This is a genomic window from Bergeyella porcorum (assembly GCF_042427575.1).
Classification (GTDB): domain Bacteria; phylum Bacteroidota; class Bacteroidia; order Flavobacteriales; family Weeksellaceae; genus Bergeyella; species Bergeyella porcorum.
Genome location: NZ_JBHMFD010000012.1, coordinates 256,291 through 275,450, shown reverse-complemented (window position 1 = coordinate 275,450; position 19,160 = coordinate 256,291). Strand labels below are relative to the sequence as shown.

Here is a 19,160-nt window from a genome sequence, read left to right as displayed (position 1 = left end):
TTATGAATGATTACTTCTTAATCATCTTCAAAGTTTTAGAACCTTTTTTCCCTTTTATCACTACATTATAGTGTCCTTTTGGTAAAGATGATACATCATATTGAGATTGTGCAACAAAGGTCTTTACCAATTTTCCAGACACATCCAATATACTGATTTGCAATGGATTTTCCATTCCTTTAATCGCGAACGATTGTGAAACAGGATTTGGATATAAAATAACTTTCTCTTCTGCCACTATTTCTTTATTAGAAAGAGTTATTTTTTGGTTTCTGTAAATCGCAGATTTAGCTTCTCCATTTTTATCATTTCCTGTGATGTATAGGTCTAAATCGCCATCGCTATCATAATCTAAAACCGCAATAGAGCCCTCTAAACCAAACTCTATCGTAGGAGTTGTAATTTCACTAACACCTTCGCTCACTACTTTATAGATAAAAGCTCTTGGTGTTTCTCCATCTTCTTGCTCCACAAATATCAATTCATAAGTATTATCGCCATCTAAATCCGTAAAATGAGCACTATTTTTACCGTGATTTCCCGTTAATCTCGGAATATCCTGCGTATGTAAAGAAAGATTTCCTGACTGATTCTTATACAATGGAGTAAAATCTTCATATGTTCTTCCTATTGCTGCCACATAGTCTGTAACGCCATCTTTATCGGCATCCACTACCGCAAGATTTGCTGTTTCTGTACCTATCCATTTTCCTCCAACTTGCTCCAAATCTTGAGATAATCTAAAAGACCCATCGGCATTTTGCTTATAGACTTCTACTGTACCATCTCGTTCAGTTTTCATTCCTGCCGTAACAAAATCCAATTTATCACCATTATCCTTAGACAACTTTACAAATTTTGCATCTCCCTGAGAAATTCCTTTCACGCCAGAAAGTGTTTTCTTTTCAAAAGTGCCATCATTGTTTTGATAAATGAAAATCTGCCTTGTACCAGAAGCATTTTTTCCTGTTACTAAAAGGTCTAAATCTCCATCTGCATCATAATCTCCTGCATCTATACTAGCATAGTTCAGTCCTTCTCCGTTTAAATCTTGTTTCAGAGAAAAGTTCCCATTTGTATTTTCATACACCTTAAAATGAAGGTCTCTATCATTACTTCCCCTTCCAATAAGTACAATATCTTCGTCTTGATCCTTATCTACATCTACAAAGATGCCTTGTCCGTTTTTAATTGCTTGAAAATTAGCATTAGTATCTTTAACAAAAGTGGTTCCGTTATAGAGATATAATTGAGTTCTCACCTGTCCATAGGCTTCATTACTCTCTTGAACTTCACCTGTGAATAAAAGTGCTCTCTTGCCTCCTACTTCTCCTGATGCCACAGAACCAAAAGTTGTAGATGGTAATCCTGAATTTTCAACGGCTACTACATTAAGACTTGTAGATTGTGCAAGCACTAACTGAACGGATAGCATTCCTGCTAATACATAGAGTTTTTTCATTTTTTTCTTGTTTTTAAAATTAGTTTTATTTTCAATGATTTAATCTTTTCTATTTAAAATAAGGCAATACGACTCTAATACCTTTCGCCTTTAGCACTACTGTACTTTCTCTTACTTCATCTATATAAAATCTATTCATTCCATCTTTTAGACCTTGTACACTTTGTGATGTAGGCATTATATTCATCATTACATCTATATATTCGCCTTGTTTAGGAGCAATGATAGGAGCTGTTTTTACCGAAACTCTACCAAATAATGGGTGAGCGATACCATAAGGTGTAGTACTTGACGAAAGCCAAACCCCTACATTCTTTCGCTTCACTACCATTTTGGAAATAAGAATGGGATAAATATTCTTAGACGTTGTAGAATAAATTCCTACATCATTAGTCTCTCCTTCCGATTTCACTAATACTTTAAGCGTTTTATCTTCAAGATTTGCAGATTTTGCCGTAATGGTAGCTTCCCCTTCGTAGAAAGCCCTCAGTTCTAAAATCCCTGTATTACCATTCCATTTTACTTTTATAATTCCTTCGGGGTCGTCCACTACTACATCTACAATATCTCCACCTCCACTAAGGCTGATGAATTTGCTTTCATCCTTAGGATAAAGCCTTACAAATCCTTGACTAATGCTTAAATCTGGTGATACCACATTGATTCCCAATCTTATTTTCTTATCGTGAGAAGTAATTGTTGCAAAGGTACTTCCCTCCAATAGCCCTTTTATTTTCAAAGTATCGCTACTGATTTCTACTTTTGCTACTTTGGAATCTGCTATGTTTACTGCATATTTTCCGTTTCCTCCCGAAAGAATAATATTTCGCTGAGTTTCTTTATTTAGGGTAACTTCAGCAATGGAATTTTCTTCTTTTCCTACCTTAATATCTGGATATAAGGTTTCATTTTCTCGACAAGAAAAAAGCATTAAAATTACCAAACATAAAGCTTTAAGTTTAAGAAATTGATTCATTTTATCTTTTTTTTGTTATTATTTTACCTCAATATCATATTCTATTTCCCATTGTCTTTCGGGTGTTTCTTCTATAATAAGTTTAAGTTTCTGCTTTCCTTTTTTAGAAAATGTAAGGACTCCATCTGTAGGTTTTATTTCTGTTTCATCTACAAAATACCTTATAATGGCATTGGGCGTTGCCAAATCATAATAATACAATCTGAGGGATTGAGGCGTTTCTCCATCTGTTCCCAAAGTTCTGAGATGTGGTACCCGCTCCACACTATCCTCTGAGTGATTCATTCCTACGGTGGAAACCGATATTGCAGGAGTAAAATCAGAGTACTGCTCCCCCTTCACAGCCCTCACTTTCAAAGAATAAGATGTTCTTAGCTCCAATTGTTCCACTACAAAGGCATTATTTTTAGTTCTACGCGGCGTTTCATTATTAACCTGCACCTCCCATTCTATGGTATCATCCGCTTCTTTATCCCAAAAGAATTCTATCTCCCGCTGATGGCTTTTGGTGGTTATTCCCGTTGGCATTGGAAGCTTCACATTATCATTTTTCTTCACAAAAACCATAGATATATCATCTATCAAAATACAACCTTCTTGAAGTTTTAGTCTAAATTCTAATCCTACTTTATTGACTCCAATGGGAGAATTTACCGTAATTTCTTTCTTTTTCCATTCAGTTTCAGAAGTTAGTACTTGTTCATTTTCCAAGACTTCTGTTTTGATTCTTTGGTCATCTTTATACCAATATACCGAAACCACCACATTTTCCTTCGGAATATTCCCTTTATGCCAATAAGAAATCTGATACTCTGAATTTTCCTGAACATCTGCCACATTGTACTCGCCTCCCTTAGAGGTAATGAAAGAATCTCCATTTGCCCATACTTTTGCAGAGTATCGCCCAGAGTGTGCGTCTCTATCTCTACTGAATCCTAGGTAACTTCCAAAATACCATCCCACGGGTCTCCCTGCACTGTATTGCTCAAAACCTCCATTGGGAATAATATTTTCTTGTGCCACCATCCACAATGAGATAAGAAAAAATAAAAAAGTATATTGTCTTTTCATTTTCGGTATGTGTTTTATCGTTTAATATCGCTTAATGTTAATCCAAAAGGTTTTCCTATTTCGGTTGCTATTTGTTTTAAAGACCCCGTTGTATTTTCATCTGACAGTAATCTCTCTTTGTCCCAAAACCCATTTTCACCCATCATTTTGTTCAATATATTCTGAACTTGAGAGCGAGAAAAATAAGCCTCTCCATTATTATTTATTAAAAATTGTAATGAATAAATAAGCCCATAAGCCTGAGAAAGAAACTTAAAAGAATAACCTGCTTCTTCATTAAGATTAGCAAGTGTATTATTCCCTGCCAAGAGGTTCATCGTTTTAACAACAATAGCTTTGGCCAATTCCGCACGAATGATGTCCGCCTGCGTTGTCATTTCATCATAATAGTATCTGCCCATCTCATATCTGCCCTGTACCAAGGCATTATAAATTTTAGTTTCAGAATGCGTTAAAATGGGCAAGCCATCTGCTTGTACCAATGGTTTTAAGCGGTTAAAATATCCATAGCTTAAATCCCAATGATGCTCTAATGCAGTATAATTTCTACCTTGTAAAAGCACAAGGTTTTCGTGCTGTGTTCTATATTCCGTATTTTGTAGGACCTCATTAGTAAGATGAGTTCCGAAAATTTTATCCATTTGAATAGCTCCCAAAATCATATAATAAAATGCCTCCGCTGGAGCCAAGCCTCTTTCGTCCACAAAGGATAAATTTAAATCCCCTAAACTATTGCCCACATATCCCGAAATGCATTTGGAAGCCTCTCTATTTCTTATATTATCTGACTGATAACCACTAATTTTAGCAGAAATATCAATCATTGCGGTAATGTCTTGCTGAATCTCTGCTTGATATTTTTTTTGAAAATCTGATGTTGCTATTTCATTATAAGGAATAGCACCATCTATCCCTTCAATTTTGTAATATTTCATCAAACCTTCATAATAGTATTGATTAAAAATCCTAGCATCTTTCAGATAACTATTGAAAATATAGTCCACAGGCTCTATAATGAGTTGGCACGCTAGGGTATTCACACTACTACTACCATTTCTTTGAAACTTATAGACCAATACCTCTGGTAACGGCTCTTGGTAAGCTGTTTCTACAGTTTCTCCTACATTTCTATCGCAAGAAGTCATCATCAATGCTCCAAATATAATAGCGTATTGATACAGTTTTTTCATTGGTTGTGTATTGAGATTTTTATTTAGAAAATGAGCTAACTAAAATTCATTATGGTAAAATGATATATTTACAATAAGGATTTTCTATTCTATTAGGTCCTTCTTTGTTTTGATATTGCTCTGTAAATAGTTCTGGGCTTATGATATATCCATCTGTAGAAACTGCAGAAATACTAGCATATATACTAGAGTTTCTTGCTCCTACACCGTTCACGGAAAGGTACAATGGATACCCAGATTTCACCTTGAACGATATGGTCTTTTGCTCCCCATTTTCCAACATGTCTGAGACATTAGCCATCGCAGCATCTGTTCCTATCACCTTGATACTCTTATCTTCCGCAATGTATCTAATGGCATATCTCGTAGCGTAGTCGTTTCCTATTGCTGTATATTTACATTTTAGCGTAACGGTATATTCTCTCTCACTAGGAAGCGTTACACCTGGATATTTATACTGTTCCAAAGCTTCATCAGGATTACAGTTTCTCGCAATCATATCTTCATAGTAAATATCTGGAGTATCTATCCCTCTGAAAGGGAATAATTGAGAATAATCTTCTTCCAAAGCATCCTCGCCTCTTGGATTACAAGACACCACCATTAGCCCTATTAATAACAATTTTAGAAGTTTCATTTTATCTAAATTTAATTCTTTATCTACTGTATTTCTGCTATAAAACCTGTAAACTCCGCATTGTTTGGTGCAAGATGCTTACTCATCATTCTATACTTCTTGAGAATCGGGTCATAAACTTTTACCAATTCACATACAAACTTATTTCCCTGTCTTTCAAAATCATAAAAAATATAAGTACTGCTATATCTTATTCCTGAATAGAATGTAATTCCTTGCTCTGTTCCTACATATCCAGAGCCTAAACCATTGCTTTCCAAAGGATCTATCCTATTCGGGTCAGGATTTAGTTTTTTTCCAAATCGGAATAGATAATATCTCTTATACTGAATTTCATTGATGAAATTCTGTACAAACTGTGTTTTCATTATCACATCACTTTGAAAAAATATTTTACTTCCCTGCCTTATCGTAATCTGTGGATTGGAAAGATTATCAAAAAACATTCGGTTATCGTACGAAGCCTGAACAAAGTTGGAAAAATCTTCCTCTTTCTCTATCTTTTCAAAAACGATATATTCCCTTGCTGGTTCTATATACGAAGCTGTTTTAAACACCAAATTACCTTCCCAATTTTTACCGATATACAGCCAATCTGGTGAACCTGCAAACTGCTCATTCAGAAGTTTATTCAAATAGCTTGGCGTGGTAAAACTAAGTTGTGTAAACGTATTTTGCTTGATGCTATATTCACTCTTTTTAGGTTCTGAAATTGTTGTATCATCTGTATCTGTAAGCATAGTTACTGTTCCATCTGTACCGAATTTCATTGTAAAATAATGTCCTCCATAGCCATATTTGCTTCGGAATGCAGGGTCTCTTTCTATCACATCTTCCTTATCCGAAAAAAGCAAAGAATCAGTTTTAGGGAAATAGATTACCTTCCATCCATAAGGAGCTTCGGTAAGTTCTGTTTTCAAACTTTCAATACTATACCGAGCTCTTTGAGATGGTGAATCCCCTTTCAGCTCCTCATCTCTACACGAAATAACCAACAATAAAATTCCCAATAGATATATGATGTTTTTCATAATGATAGTATTATGGTTTCACATAGTTTTTCATTCTTTCTAGATTGGCCAACTGCAATCTTTTAATATTAATTTTCAAGCTTTTAGAAAAATACTCTTCTACCATTACTTGTTTTGCTGTAAATTCCTTATAGGCTTGTTTTGCCTGTTCGTTATACGCCTGCTGCACTTCTGGATCTGACCCGTAATCCTGATATGGCGTTTGAGCATTGATTTTAGCCTGCTCCATTTCACCAGGTGTATGCATTATGGTAGCACTTACTATTTCTGCAAAATCATCTTCTGGACTGATGGTAGAATGAAAAGTGAAAAAACCTTTCTTATTAAAATAGTTATCCAACGAATAAAGCTCCTTTCGGGAAGTATAGCCCTGAACCAAGGTTTTAAGAGGCTCGGTAGTAAAGGTATATTTTTTCTGACTGATTTGCATAAACGCATCTCTATCATAAGGAATAAGCTCTACCAATCGCTTTGCAAACTGATGATGAACGCTTCTCATTAAAATAAAAACCTTTTCTTCATCTTTAGCATCAAAATCATCGGCATTATATAGATACATCTCTACCCCCAAAGCATTGGGTTTACTAATGAGCTCTACGCCATTGCCATCTATATTTTTCCCTCCATAAATGTGAATTTTAATTGGATTTTTCCCTTTCATAAAATCACTCTTCCCTAGATTGGGCAAAGAATATGTCTCTATCCAAAGTGTTTTAATGGTTTTCAAAACCTCTTTTACTTTTTCTGGATTGGCAGGGTTGGTATAGGTGCCTGGCGTGATGTTATTTCTGTTCCATCGGTATTCTACGGCTATTCCATAAGGAGTGGTGATAGAATCTTTTATCCAAGTATCCAATTCTGTAGATGGTATCAGGTGTTGACTTTCTACCACACTCTCTGATGATAATGTGTCTCGCGAACAACTTACCCATAATAGACTTAAACATAATATTAATCCTAATGATTTCATTGGTCTCGTATTAATTTTTTTATTAAAATTTATCTCGGGTTGGGTTCCAATCCTCTATTGATGGCTTCTGCAGGTATTTGCAAAAGTTTTCTCGGGTCTTCTTTGGTCAAAGGTCTATACAGACTATTTTTAGAATTTCTAGTCACTGGAAGATAAAATCTACGAATATCAAACCACCTTAAACCTTCGTGAAAAAACTCTTTTTGTCTTAGTTCTGTAATGGTTTTTACCATTGCCAATTGCTTTACTGTAAGACCATAAAATGGTGTATATGTGGCATAATGCTCTGTACTTGTAGTAAGATACATCTCACGAGAGCAAGGCAAATCTATATCAAACTTACCTTTCATATAGTCTAATAAATCATCTACAGCTTGGCTATAGTTTTTTTTCATTGTGTACGCTTCCATCCTATTTAGCAATACCTCATCTACTGAAAACAATACATTGGTAACATACAATCCACGAGGTCTAATACCCGTATTTCCAAATAAAGACAATTCATCAAACTTGGCCAGATATCTTCCATTACTCACTGGTGCTCCAGTATATGCAAAAGTGTACACTTGGTCTAGATTGAGCGTCTTGGCTTCCGAACAACCATCAATACCTTTTTTTGCAAAAATATTGGTAACGCTATGGGTTGTAGAGCCGTATTTTTCATTACTTATATTTCTCTTGATTCTAGATTCTGTGGTGGATAAAAGTAAATTGGCTGGTTCTGAAGAGCTGGTATATAAAGTGTATAGCGATGTTCTATCGGATGACATCTGTTGCATATATTCATTCCAATTTCTTATCACCTGTTTTGCATCTGCTCCCAATACAAAATTGGAATATTCTATTACTAAATCCCATTCTCCTTTTATCAGATAAAATCTTGATGCAAAGGCATAAGCGGCCTTTTTATTAAAGTGAAATTTTGGATTTTGGTAATAATCATCACTCACCAAGGATATTCCCAGTTTTAAATCTCGTTCTATTTTCTCATAAACCTCCGCTACCGTTCCTCTTTTATAATCTACCAATGCATTTTTTTCAGATTTTTCTAAGTACGGAATCCCAAGACTATTCTTAGACTTCTCTGTACCATAAGGTGCTGACCAAATATTAACTAGCATAAAGTGCAAATAAGCTCTTATAAGAAATGCTTCACCATAGAGGGCTTTCACTCTATCAGTCTTGGGATAGCTTGCCAAAAGCTCTAATGCCTTATTAGCTTGTGCAATTCCTTTGTAACAAGAGTTCCAATAATTCAGAGGTGTATCCAAATCTTCTTGATCATAATCTTCCCAGAAATACATCGCTTCATTCAGACGAGAGTGGACTCCATTTACTCTTTCTTCCACATTGTCTGTTCTTGCTTCTAGAAATGCCGAATAACTTGCCTCTGGATATGCCGCTGTAAGTAGCTCTGCAATCTTTTCCTCAGAGTTAATCTCTACATCCAAAGTAGAATCTGGATTAACTTCCAAGTACCTTTCACAAGAGCTCAACAATAATAAAACTGATAAAAAAACTGTGTTTAAAATATGTTTCATCGGTTGATTGATTAAAAAGTTAAAACAAATATGCCTGCTCTTAAAATCCTACATTGATGGTTATAGTATATTGCTTAGGCGTAGGCAAAGAAACTCCTCCAGAACGATAAAACTCTGGGTCTTGCCCATTCAATCTTTTATCAGAATATATCAGAAAAGGATTTACCGCTTGTAGTCTTATACTAAATGTTTTCACTCCCAACTTTTCTGCATAATCACTTGGTACATTGTAAGCCAAAGAGATGTTTTTCATTCTTACAAAACTTCCATCTGCCACTCTATTTTGTGAATAATTATAAGTATTATAAGCTCTTTCAATGTTTTCTTGCCCTATCAATTGGATTAAGTCTCTTGATGGAATAGTGGGCATCTCCGTTGTCCATTCATCTCCTGGGTTTAGCCAACGATAATAATAATCCTTTGTAAAGACATTCAGGTCTGCAAAAGCTGGATCAAATGTAGGATTAAGCCTTATTTTATTACCCGCTTGTGCTGTTACAAAAAATGAAAATTCCCAACCTTTGTACTTAAATGTATTAGAAAGTCCTCCCATTGTTGTAGGTTCTATCGGACCGTGATAAATCAAATAAGATTTAGAATATTGAGAATCTAAAAAATCTCCACCTACTACATTAGCATTTGGCTGATTTTCCAAGGGATATAATCCAAAATCAAAAGTTGGCAATCCATACTGATTAAGCCCCTGATAATTAAACGAGAACAAAGAACCTCGTGCAAAACCTACGATATTTCCCCGCCCCGCTCCTGCTACCATATCAAAGGTATTAGGCGTATTAAGAAGTTTTGTTATTTTTTGATTGATGTAACTCGCAGTAAAATTGGTAGTCCAACTGAAATTTTCATTCGAAATATTTCGGCTATTCAATGTCAGCTCTATCCCTCTGGAACGCATATCTCCAAAATTGGCATACTTATAATATTGCCCCCCAATACCCGAAGTTCTAATGAGGTCTATCAAATCAAAAGAGTTTCTTTGATACACATCTATCGTTGCATTAAGCTTATTGTCCAAAAATCCAGCATCCAATCCTACATTCAGCTCATACATCTTCTCCCAAGTAAGGTCTCTATTTTCCAAATGTAAAAGCTTCAAAGCATTTTCTCTCTCATCAAAATTATATCGGTTGATAATTGCATTACGATATACCGCATTAGAGTTTATGGCGTGTTCATTCATCTTAGCTGTAAGACCATAACTTGCTCTGAATGAAAGTTTAGAAAACATAGCATCTTCCATAAAGCGTTCTCTATCGATATTCCATTTCGTACCAATATTCCAAGTAGGCAGCCAACGAGAATTACTGTACTTTCCTGCTGTATTAGAGCCTTCATAGTTTGCCACTGCATTGATGATATATTTCCCGGCATAGCCATAAGTCCCACTAAGAGAAAATGTAACACCTCTATCATAGCGATTGAGAAGAGAGAAATAATTATTCCCTTCATCCGTCAATTTTTGGAAAATCAAAGGATTGGTAAAAACCTGATTTCCTTTATCATACTGTATTCCATAGCCTTGAAACGGATTAGAAGTTCTATCTGCATAGCGTATCTCTGTAAAACCAAAGGCTTTCACATCGTGCTCTCCCAATCTTTTGTTATAATCCAAAGCCAATCTTGTCATATAACTTTTAAGAGAAGTTTCTGTCTTATTAAAAATTCCTCCGTGCGTTAATCCTACCTGAGGCTGAAGTAGAGGGTTATCTTTGTCTTTTATCAGATAAATATTTTGCTGTGCTACCCACGGGTTTTCATTAGCCCGAAATGCTCCTATCACATTAGACTGCTCTGTGATAAAGTGAGATGTACTGGTAGTTGCTTGTCTTACAGATGCCAATACTGTGGCTTCTAAATCTTTATTGATTTTATAGGATGCCTCTCCTTGCACACGAAAATCTAAAACATTGATTTTTATATAATTATTAGCATATTCATTTAAAATATTAAAAGGAGCCCAATTGTTTCTGTAATATTCTAAGTTACCATCATTATCCCTCAACCTCAATGTTCGGCTGGTTGTAAGTGCATAAGTGAACGGATTAATATCAAAATCTCGCTCAAAAGAACCTATTACCGTATTTCTTCTCTGCTCAAAAGTTCCTGGTGCTGTCTGATTTCGTATATTTCCTTGTGCAGAGATGGTCGTTTTCAGCTTATCATTGATGTAAAAAGTGTTTTTCAAATTAGCCGTAATTCTACTCACCTTATCGGCTATAGACCAGCCTTCATCATTATAAAATCCCAATGAAGCATAATTACTAATATTTTTACCTCCTCCAGAAACAGTAATGGTATGATTTCTAATTGGATTAACGGTAAAAAGATGATTAAACCAATCTGTATTAGCATATTCTCTTTCCTTCAGAAAAGCTCTTTTAGCTTCTACAGTATTCGGGATATAATAATTTCCCGTAGCTGGATTTATAGTACTTACACCTTTATAATACTGATGATAAACGCCCCCTCTTCTCCCATATAGAGAGTTGGTTAAATCAAAATAACCTTTATTTTCCATTTCCTGATAAATGGACATCGTTTCTTGAGAATTGAGCAAATCAAAATTAGAATAAGATGGAATCTGCCTAAAACTCTGTTCATAAGAATATGTAACCTGAGTTGGAGCCTCTCTCTTTCCAGATTTAGTAGTAATCACAATAACGCCATTCAGAGCCCTTGCACCATACACCGAGGTAGCTGAGGCGTCTTTTAGCACCTGAATATCTTCTATATCCGAAGCATTAATCCCTGCAATGGCAGAACTGATAAGCGTAGCAGCATCTCCAGAGACCAGTTGGTCTAAACTTAATGTTACCAAATCTTCATATACCGCACCATCTATCACCCAAAGAGGCTGTACATTGCCCATAATAGAAGCTCCTCCACGGATATTAATTTTAGGTGCTGCTCCAAAAGTTCCTGTTACATTTTGTATAGAAAGTCCAGCTACACGCCCCTCTAGCATTCTAGAAATATCTGCTACCCCATCTACCTTGATATCCTTAGCTTTTACCGAGCTTGACGCTCCCGTAAACACTCTATTTTTAATTTTTTGGTATCCCGTGATAACAACTTCTTCTATTTCCTTTTCTTTTTCCTTCTCTACTACAGTTTTCTGTGCCAATACCGTAGTAGCTCCAAAAAGAAACAACACGCTGATACTAGGTCTAATAATAGAAATCATCTTCATTGAGTTATTGTTTTTTTTAAATCATTTAAGCAATATGCCTTTTCGATTTTATTTCGTTTTGATTCAATATTTATTTAATGAAAATCAACATCTTATAATTCACTTTCCTCCAAATAGTTTATCCATTAAAATTTCACATTCACACCAGAAAATATCCCAAATGGATGTCCCGCTCTAAGCCCTGCTGGATGACGAGAAACCAGATAAGTTTTATTGGTGAGGTTGATAGCATTCACATTAAGTGTGATGGATTTATTAATCTTAACCTTTGCTGAAGCATCTATAATGGTATAAGCTGGAATAAGCTCTCTCTCCGCTATTTTCCCTTGCCCAGGCGTACTTCTCATATCACCATTATACCGAATGCCTAAGTTCAGTTCCATCCAGCGGTATTCTGCTCCCAAACTGGCATTAAAACTATGTTTAGTAATGTAAGGAATCTCATCTCCTTTAAAAACATAGCCCCAAGAATCTTCTTGAAAGGAATTGAGCATTTCCGTATCCGTATAAGTATAAGATAGTTGTACTGGAAGTTTTAGTCCATACGAAGCAGGTATCGGCTGAAACTGTAACAGGAACTCGGCACCTTTCACTTTTGCCTTACCTATATCAAATTGATTCAGCTCTCCTGTTCCTCCCGCTGCTGCGAGGTTTGAACCCAACATATTCTGATAATCATTATAGAAACCTATTAATTCCGCTGTAAGGTTTCCTTTAGAATATCGAAGTCCAGATTCTATATTCATGCTGCTTTCGGGTTTTTGCCCCACCTCAGCACTAGGAGGGGAAAAACCTTTATGAATCCCTGAAAACACAGAAAAAGCTTTAGTCAATTGATAATTAATCCCCAAGCTAGGTATCAATACCTTAGCACTATTTTCTGTTTCTATACGAGTTTTTCCTGTTCTTCTTAGGTCTTCTTTCGTATAATCTTTATTGAGTAATTTTATATCCTCATACCTCAAACCTGCAGTTAGAGTAAGATTTCTGTATTTTAATTTATTGAGTAAATAAGATGATAGTGCCGTAGCATAGATGATTCTATTAGCATTAGAACCTCGCTCTCCCGAAATAAAAAGTTCCATTTTCTTATTTTGCATCGAGTAGCCATCTTCCCATTGGAACCTATCTTCTTGGTCAAAATGATAACGCAATCCTCCTTCTAAATCCATACTCACTGCTCCAAAATCAAATTTGTATTCCATCTTGGTTTGTAAACCTCTAGAGAGATAATCCCTATTGTTCGCTCTCACAATGAGCCCTTCCCCAAGATAATCTGTTTTCCCCGTTAAAATATCGAAGTAGAGATAATTGGTATCTGGATCAGCCAATACTTGATTGAGAGAGCGTTTTTCTACACTCGTAATTCCAGCCTTTATATCATTAAGTTTATACCAATTACGATGAAATTTAGTATAGTAAGCATTGGTAGTTATTTTGAAATTTTTAGAAATATCCAAAAGATAAGTTGCCACCCATTGCTGGTGTTTGGTTGTCATTTGATCCATTTTAGACCCCGCATACCTCAAAAATGGATTGCTCCTAAAATCTGACTCAGACAACCCCACATACGTTTCATCTGAGTTCTCATCAGCATAGCCAAATTTCAGTTCCAATAAATGATTTACCCCCGCAGACTTATCGGTTTTAAACATTAATTTGGATAAAAAATCATTTCTACTAAAACCCGCTTTTGCCCCATCTTCAAAGGACTTAAAGCCATCAGATTGATATCTTAAATATTCTACCAAATACCCAAAATTCTTGTGCTGACTTCCAATATTAGCGTGTGTTTTAAAGGTTTTATTTGTTCCATAAGAGGCATTAAACCTTCCTGAGAATTTCTTTGGAATAGGAGTAGAAACCATATTGATAGCTCCCCCTGTAGTAAAAGGACCATACTGCACTTGGCTACTACCTTTCACCACTTCTACCGCATACATTCGCCCTGCATTAGGGAAATAATATGCTGCAGGTGCCGCATAAGGGGCAGGTGATGCTAAAATACCATCTTCCATTATGGTAATCTTCTCACTTCGCTCTGCTTTAGTTCCTCTCAAACTAATATTAGGTCTTAATCCATAACCATCTTCTTCATAAATATTAACACCTGGGACAGCCTTTAGCATTCGGTTAATATCCGTATATCCCATTTTCTGGATTTCCGCAGGAGAAATATAATAAGCCGAACCTGTACGGTTTCTTGCCCCAAACTTACTTCCCAAAATCTGCTTTGAAGAAATCACAACTTCTTCTATACTTTTTACAGAATCCTTTTTGATTGTATCATATTTAATTTGAGAAAAATAGTTTGAAAAAAGTAAACTAAATAATAAAATCGGTAGTCTTTTATCATTCATTGGTTAATAATTTTTATTTAGAATAAAAATAAATTACTTTGCAAATATAAATATTATTTAGAATAAATAAAAATTATATTTTAAATTTTTTACAATTCTCAAGTTCAATAACCCATAACTATTTCAAAATCAATAAAAAACTCGAAGCCAGAATCTGACTTCGAGTTCGTATTTAGTTATAAATAATGAGTAATATCTTCCTAGCTAAACAAATCCTTCACCTTATCAAAAAAAGATTTTTCCTTTCCTGACGGCTCTGCGTTCATTTCCCCGCTATTGAGTTGTTTCTCGAAAAATTCTTTTTGTTCTGGAGTTAATTTCTGTGGCGTCCATACATTGATGTGCACAAACATATCTCCTTTACCATAGCTGTCCAAACTTGGCAATCCTTTCCCTGCCAACCTTAGTATCTTTCCAGATTGTGTTCCTGCATCTATCTTTATTTTCACCCTTCCTCCTACGGTTGGAATCTCTTTAGAAGTTCCCAGTGCTGCTTCTGCAAAGGAAATATACAACTCTTGGTGAAGATTATCGCCTTCTCGCTTAATGGTTGCATCTTCCTCCTCTTCCACTACCACATAGAGATCCCCTGGAACACCTCCAAACGGTGCATCATTTCCTTTCCCTCTCACATTCAGCTGGATGCCATCTCTAGCTCCTGCTGGAATATTGATGGTTACCTCCTCTTCATCTTTGATTAAACCTTGGGCATTAGCTCCCGCAGGAATATGGTCTGCTACTTTTCCTAATCCATCACAAGTACCACAAGTGGTTTGCGTCTGCATTTGTCCCAGCATTGTATTAACAACACGCGTCTGAACGCCCATTCCATTACAAGTAGGACAGGTTTTAGCAGTTGCTCCAGGAGCCGCCTTCATTTTCTTTACTTTGATGGTTTTCTGCGTACCATTTACCATCTCTTCAAGGTTGAGTTTGATTCTCACTCTAAGATTGGTACCACGGGACTGCTGCGGTCTTGCTCCACCGCCGCCGAAACCGCCAAAACCACCACCAAAGTGTCCACCGAAGATATCGCCAAACTGAGCAAAGATATCCTCCATACTCATACCACCACCGAAGCCTCCTCCGAAGCCTCCTGCTCCGCCGCCCATTCCTGCGTGTCCGAATTGGTCATAGCGGGCTTTTTTATTAGCATCACTCAATACTTCATAAGCCTCTGCCGCTTCTTTAAATTTTTCTTCTGCTTCTTTATCATCAGGGTTTTTATCCGGATGGTATTTTATCGCTAATTTTCGGTATGCTTTTTTTATCTCTTCTGCTGAAGCACTTTTGGACACACCAAGCACCTCATAATAATCTCTTTTAGACATAATTAAATGTTTATTATGATTGAAGCTATATTAGTTTGAATATCAATTTTCAACCTAGAAAAACCACAATCAAATTAATTTCCTGTCACTACTTTTGCAAATCTAATCACCTTCCCGTGAAGGGTATAGCCTGTCTCTACCACATCCACAATCTTGCCTTTAAGCTCTGGAGCTGGAGCAGGAATCTGCGTAATGGCTTCGTGAAAATCTACACTAAAGTCATCGCCTGCAGCCACTTCTATCGGTTGCAAACCTTTCTCTGTTAGCTTTCCTTTAAACTTTTGATAAATCAACTCTACGCCTTGTAATGCTGCAGCATCATTAGATTTTGCAATTTCTTTTAAAGCCCTTTCAAAATCGTCTAAAACCCCAAGCATTGTAGTCATCAAATCTTGGTTTGCAAATTGGAAAAATTCCATTTTCTCCTTTGCAGTTCTTTTTTTATAGTTTTCAAACTCGGCATATAGGCGAATGTATCGGTCTTTTTCCTCTGCCAAAAGTTCCTCCACAGATGGTTGTTCTGTCACATTTTCCGTTGTAGTTTCCTCTACATTGGCGTTGTTTTCAGAAGCCTCGTTCAAAGTTTCTTCGATTTTATCGTTGTTTTCAGACATAATTTTAATTTTAGTATTCTGTGATAGTCAAAATCATTGCCAAAGCAAAATAGTGGACATTTCGGCAGAATTTTATTGGAATAATTCGGTATAAAGAAGATAAAAATTCAAAACAATGATAATAGCAGCAATACACACAGCTAGAATTTTCAGCCAAGTAGGATTGGCAAATTTTCCCATCTTCAGTCTATCATTGGTAAACATCACCAACGGCACAACGGCAAATCCCAACTGCATAGAAAGAATCACCTGACTTAAAACCAAAAGTTCTGAACTTCCTTTTTCGCCATAGAGCAGCGTTACAACAAAGGCGGGCACTACCGCTATAAGCCTTGTAATCAATCTTCTAAGCCACGGTTTTAGTCTTAGCCTAAGAAATCCTTCCATCACAATTTGCCCCGCGAGAGTTCCAGTAAGGGTAGAATTTTGCCCCGAAGCCAAAAGGGCTACCGCAAAGGCGATACTTGCCAGAGAAGTTCCCAAGAGAGGCTCTAGCATCTTGTGAGCATCTGTAATATCTGCAATCTGATGATGTCCCGAAGTGTAAAATGTAGCCGCAGCCACTATCAAAATAGCTCCATTGATGAGAAATGCCAGCATCAGAGAAGCAGTGCTATCTATCGTTGCAAATTTGATGGCTTCTTTTTTTCCTTCATCGGTTCTGGAATAGTTTCTGGTTTGCACAATACTGCTATGCAAATACAAATTATGAGGCATCACCGTAGCTCCTAAAATCCCAATGGCAATGTACAACATTGAAGGATTGGTAACAATCTCTTGTTGAGGAATTAATCCATTAAGAAGCGGAAAGATTTCAGGCTTGGAAACCACCATCTGGTAACCAAAACAAATAAGAATAATGAATACCAAACCTCCTACCACACTTTCTAACCACCGAAATCCCTTAGCCTGAAGCATCAAAATAACCAATACATCTACTATGGTGATAACGATACCCCAAGTGAGAGGAATCCCAAAGAGTAGATTGAGGGCAATGGCGGTACCTAATACCTCTGCCAAATCCATCGCTGCAATGGCGATTTCACAAAACAACCACAGTAAAAAATTCACCGCTGGATGAAAATGGTCTCTACACGCCTGAGCCAAATCTCGCTCGGCAACTATCCCCAACTTCAAAGCCAGATGCTGTAGCAGCATCGCAAAGAGATTGGAAATTAAAATCACTGAGAGCAAAGTGTAGCCAAACTGTGCCCCACCCGCAATATCCGTTGCCCAATTTCCAGGGTCCATATATCCTACAGAAATCATCAACCCCGGCCCCAAAAAAGCGAAAAGCTTTTTCCAAAAACCAACATTCTGCGGAACTTCCACCGAGGAAAATACCTCTGATAGGGAATTAGAAGACCGTTCGCTTCTCCACGCTTTTCTAAAAGGATTCTTCATTTATGAAAGTTAGATTAATCTAACAAAATTAATCAATGTTTTCTAATGTACAATAGCTTAAACAAAAAAAATCCCACACTTAAAAAAATATGGGATTTCAAGATAATTTTTATCAGCTTTATTTTACAAATCTTACTGCCATTTTTCTATCCTTAGCTCTTTCAGCATTAGAAGCTTCTGCTGGAACCTTAGCAAACTCGCTACCATAGCCTTCTGCACCTACCACTTGAGCTCCTACGCCCATTCTGGTTAGTTCACTTTTAATGAAATCTGCCCTCTCTTGTGATAGTTTTTTATTAGCTGCAGCATCACCTGTTTTATCGGTATAGCCCCCGATTTTGATTTTAGCCTCTGGGTAAGCTTTAAGAATTGTAGCCAAGTTTTGAATTTGAGATTCAGAGCCTGCTTCTAATTCTGTAGAAGAAGCCATCTTAAAGTTCACATTATCAAAAGTAAACCAAATATTTTTCAAAGATTCATCATCGGCAGCTTTGGTGTAAGCATCAGATTTTAAGAAATCTATCACTTGGCTTTCCATTTCATAACCTTGAATTTTATTCCCATTCAGGTCTATTTCTTTTATATTTTTGGTCACAGCCAAAGTATCAACTTCAGGACTGATATTGACAGAGTCTTTCATTGCCATCTCTACAGGATTTTGTTCCGTGTTGTATTGCTGGAAAAGGAAATACCCTGCTGTCAATAATAATATCAAAGGAACCAACCATTTCAAAAACATACTGCCTATCCCCTCTTCTTTCGGATTGACAGATTGAGACACTAGTGATTCCGTCTCGTTTTGAGGAGCATCTACAGAGGTTACTTTGATTTTACCAGCATCTATCCCTGCTGTAGGTTCATTCACTGCATTTCCCAAAACAAGCCCTTCTGGCATTACTGTAGTCAAAAATCCCTTCTGCTCTTGTAGCAACGCTGAAATTCCGTTTCTATCTAGCTGATGGTCTTTGGCGTACTTCCCTACAGAGCCCAGCACCGCTCCCATCACAATATTTAAAATGGTTTTAGATGCCTCATTTCCTACCTTTGAAAATGAAGAAACAGCTTGTATTAAAGTTTCCGTCTTATCTCCAAATATAGAGCCCATCGCCTGATGAATCAACGCATTATCTTGTGTTCCATTCAGGAGATTACTCAACAATTCTACGACATCTCTATTTTCTACAACATCCAATACCTGCCCATCTTGAGCTTTATTTACAAATCCGCCCAATACCGCAGGTAAAAAACCTCCCATTGCTTTGGCAACAGCGGACTCACTCTCACCTACCCTAGTAGCAACCTGAGAGACCAACGCTGCCCCCAATTGTCCTTTGATAAGGTCTATAAGATTTAATGACATAATGG

At 36.6% G+C, this 19,160-nt stretch carries 14 protein-coding genes; all 14 read right to left on the bottom strand.

Features of this window, described 5'->3' with window-relative positions:
* Positions 1–10: 10 nt before the first annotated feature.
* The 14 genes from ACFFUE_RS07955 to ACFFUE_RS07890 all read right to left on the bottom strand — a co-directional run bounded on the left by ACFFUE_RS07955 (position 11) and on the right by ACFFUE_RS07890 (position 19,155).
* Positions 11–1,462 (bottom strand): T9SS type A sorting domain-containing protein, encoded by a 1,452-nt coding sequence (locus ACFFUE_RS07955; RefSeq protein ID WP_376834245.1) that lies wholly within the window; start codon positions 1,460–1,462, stop codon positions 11–13.
* Positions 1,463–1,511: 49 nt separating this feature from the next.
* On the bottom strand, positions 1,512–2,438 hold the full coding sequence (locus tag ACFFUE_RS07950; protein WP_376834243.1) for a hypothetical protein: 927 nt from the start codon (positions 2,436–2,438) through the stop codon (positions 1,512–1,514).
* An 18-nt stretch (positions 2,439–2,456) separates the two neighbouring features.
* Positions 2,457–3,509, bottom strand: a complete 1,053-nt coding sequence (locus tag ACFFUE_RS07945) for a carbohydrate binding domain-containing protein (protein ID WP_376834241.1) — start codon at positions 3,507–3,509, stop codon at positions 2,457–2,459.
* A gap of 14 nt (positions 3,510–3,523) precedes the next feature.
* On the bottom strand, positions 3,524–4,699 hold the full coding sequence (locus ACFFUE_RS07940; protein ID WP_376834239.1) for a DUF4856 domain-containing protein: 1,176 nt from the start codon (positions 4,697–4,699) through the stop codon (positions 3,524–3,526).
* A 49-nt stretch (positions 4,700–4,748) separates the two neighbouring features.
* Complete coding sequence (locus tag ACFFUE_RS07935) at positions 4,749–5,336, bottom strand: hypothetical protein (RefSeq protein ID WP_376834237.1); 588 nt, start codon at positions 5,334–5,336, stop codon at positions 4,749–4,751.
* A gap of 23 nt (positions 5,337–5,359) precedes the next feature.
* On the bottom strand, positions 5,360–6,367 hold the full coding sequence (locus ACFFUE_RS07930) for a DUF4302 domain-containing protein (protein WP_376834235.1): 1,008 nt from the start codon (positions 6,365–6,367) through the stop codon (positions 5,360–5,362).
* Between the two features lie 10 nt (positions 6,368–6,377).
* Positions 6,378–7,337 (bottom strand): putative zinc-binding metallopeptidase, encoded by a 960-nt coding sequence (locus tag ACFFUE_RS07925; RefSeq protein ID WP_376834233.1) that lies wholly within the window; start codon positions 7,335–7,337, stop codon positions 6,378–6,380.
* Between the two features lie 29 nt (positions 7,338–7,366).
* Positions 7,367–8,878, bottom strand: a complete 1,512-nt coding sequence (locus tag ACFFUE_RS07920) for a RagB/SusD family nutrient uptake outer membrane protein (protein ID WP_376834231.1) — start codon at positions 8,876–8,878, stop codon at positions 7,367–7,369.
* A 40-nt stretch (positions 8,879–8,918) separates the two neighbouring features.
* A complete protein-coding gene (locus ACFFUE_RS07915; RefSeq protein WP_376834229.1) occupies positions 8,919–12,080 on the bottom strand; it encodes a SusC/RagA family TonB-linked outer membrane protein in 3,162 nt (1,053 codons plus the stop codon).
* A gap of 131 nt (positions 12,081–12,211) precedes the next feature.
* A complete protein-coding gene (locus ACFFUE_RS07910) occupies positions 12,212–14,446 on the bottom strand; it encodes a TonB-dependent receptor family protein (RefSeq protein ID WP_376834227.1) in 2,235 nt (744 codons plus the stop codon).
* 200 nt (positions 14,447–14,646) lie between these two features.
* Positions 14,647–15,777, bottom strand: coding sequence for a molecular chaperone DnaJ (gene dnaJ / locus ACFFUE_RS07905; RefSeq protein ID WP_376834225.1), 1,131 nt, complete (start codon positions 15,775–15,777; stop codon positions 14,647–14,649).
* A 74-nt stretch (positions 15,778–15,851) separates the two neighbouring features.
* The gene (locus ACFFUE_RS07900; protein ID WP_376834223.1) at positions 15,852–16,391 is read right to left on the bottom strand and encodes a nucleotide exchange factor GrpE; all 540 of its coding nucleotides are present in this window, start codon (positions 16,389–16,391) and stop codon (positions 15,852–15,854) included.
* Between the two features lie 72 nt (positions 16,392–16,463).
* On the bottom strand, positions 16,464–17,795 hold the full coding sequence (locus ACFFUE_RS07895) for an Nramp family divalent metal transporter (RefSeq protein WP_376834221.1): 1,332 nt from the start codon (positions 17,793–17,795) through the stop codon (positions 16,464–16,466).
* Positions 17,796–17,913: 118 nt separating this feature from the next.
* Positions 17,914–19,155: a DUF937 domain-containing protein gene (locus tag ACFFUE_RS07890; protein ID WP_376834219.1), complete on the bottom strand. Its 1,242-nt coding sequence runs from the start codon at positions 19,153–19,155 to the stop codon at positions 17,914–17,916.
* Positions 19,156–19,160: the final 5 nt, after the last annotated feature.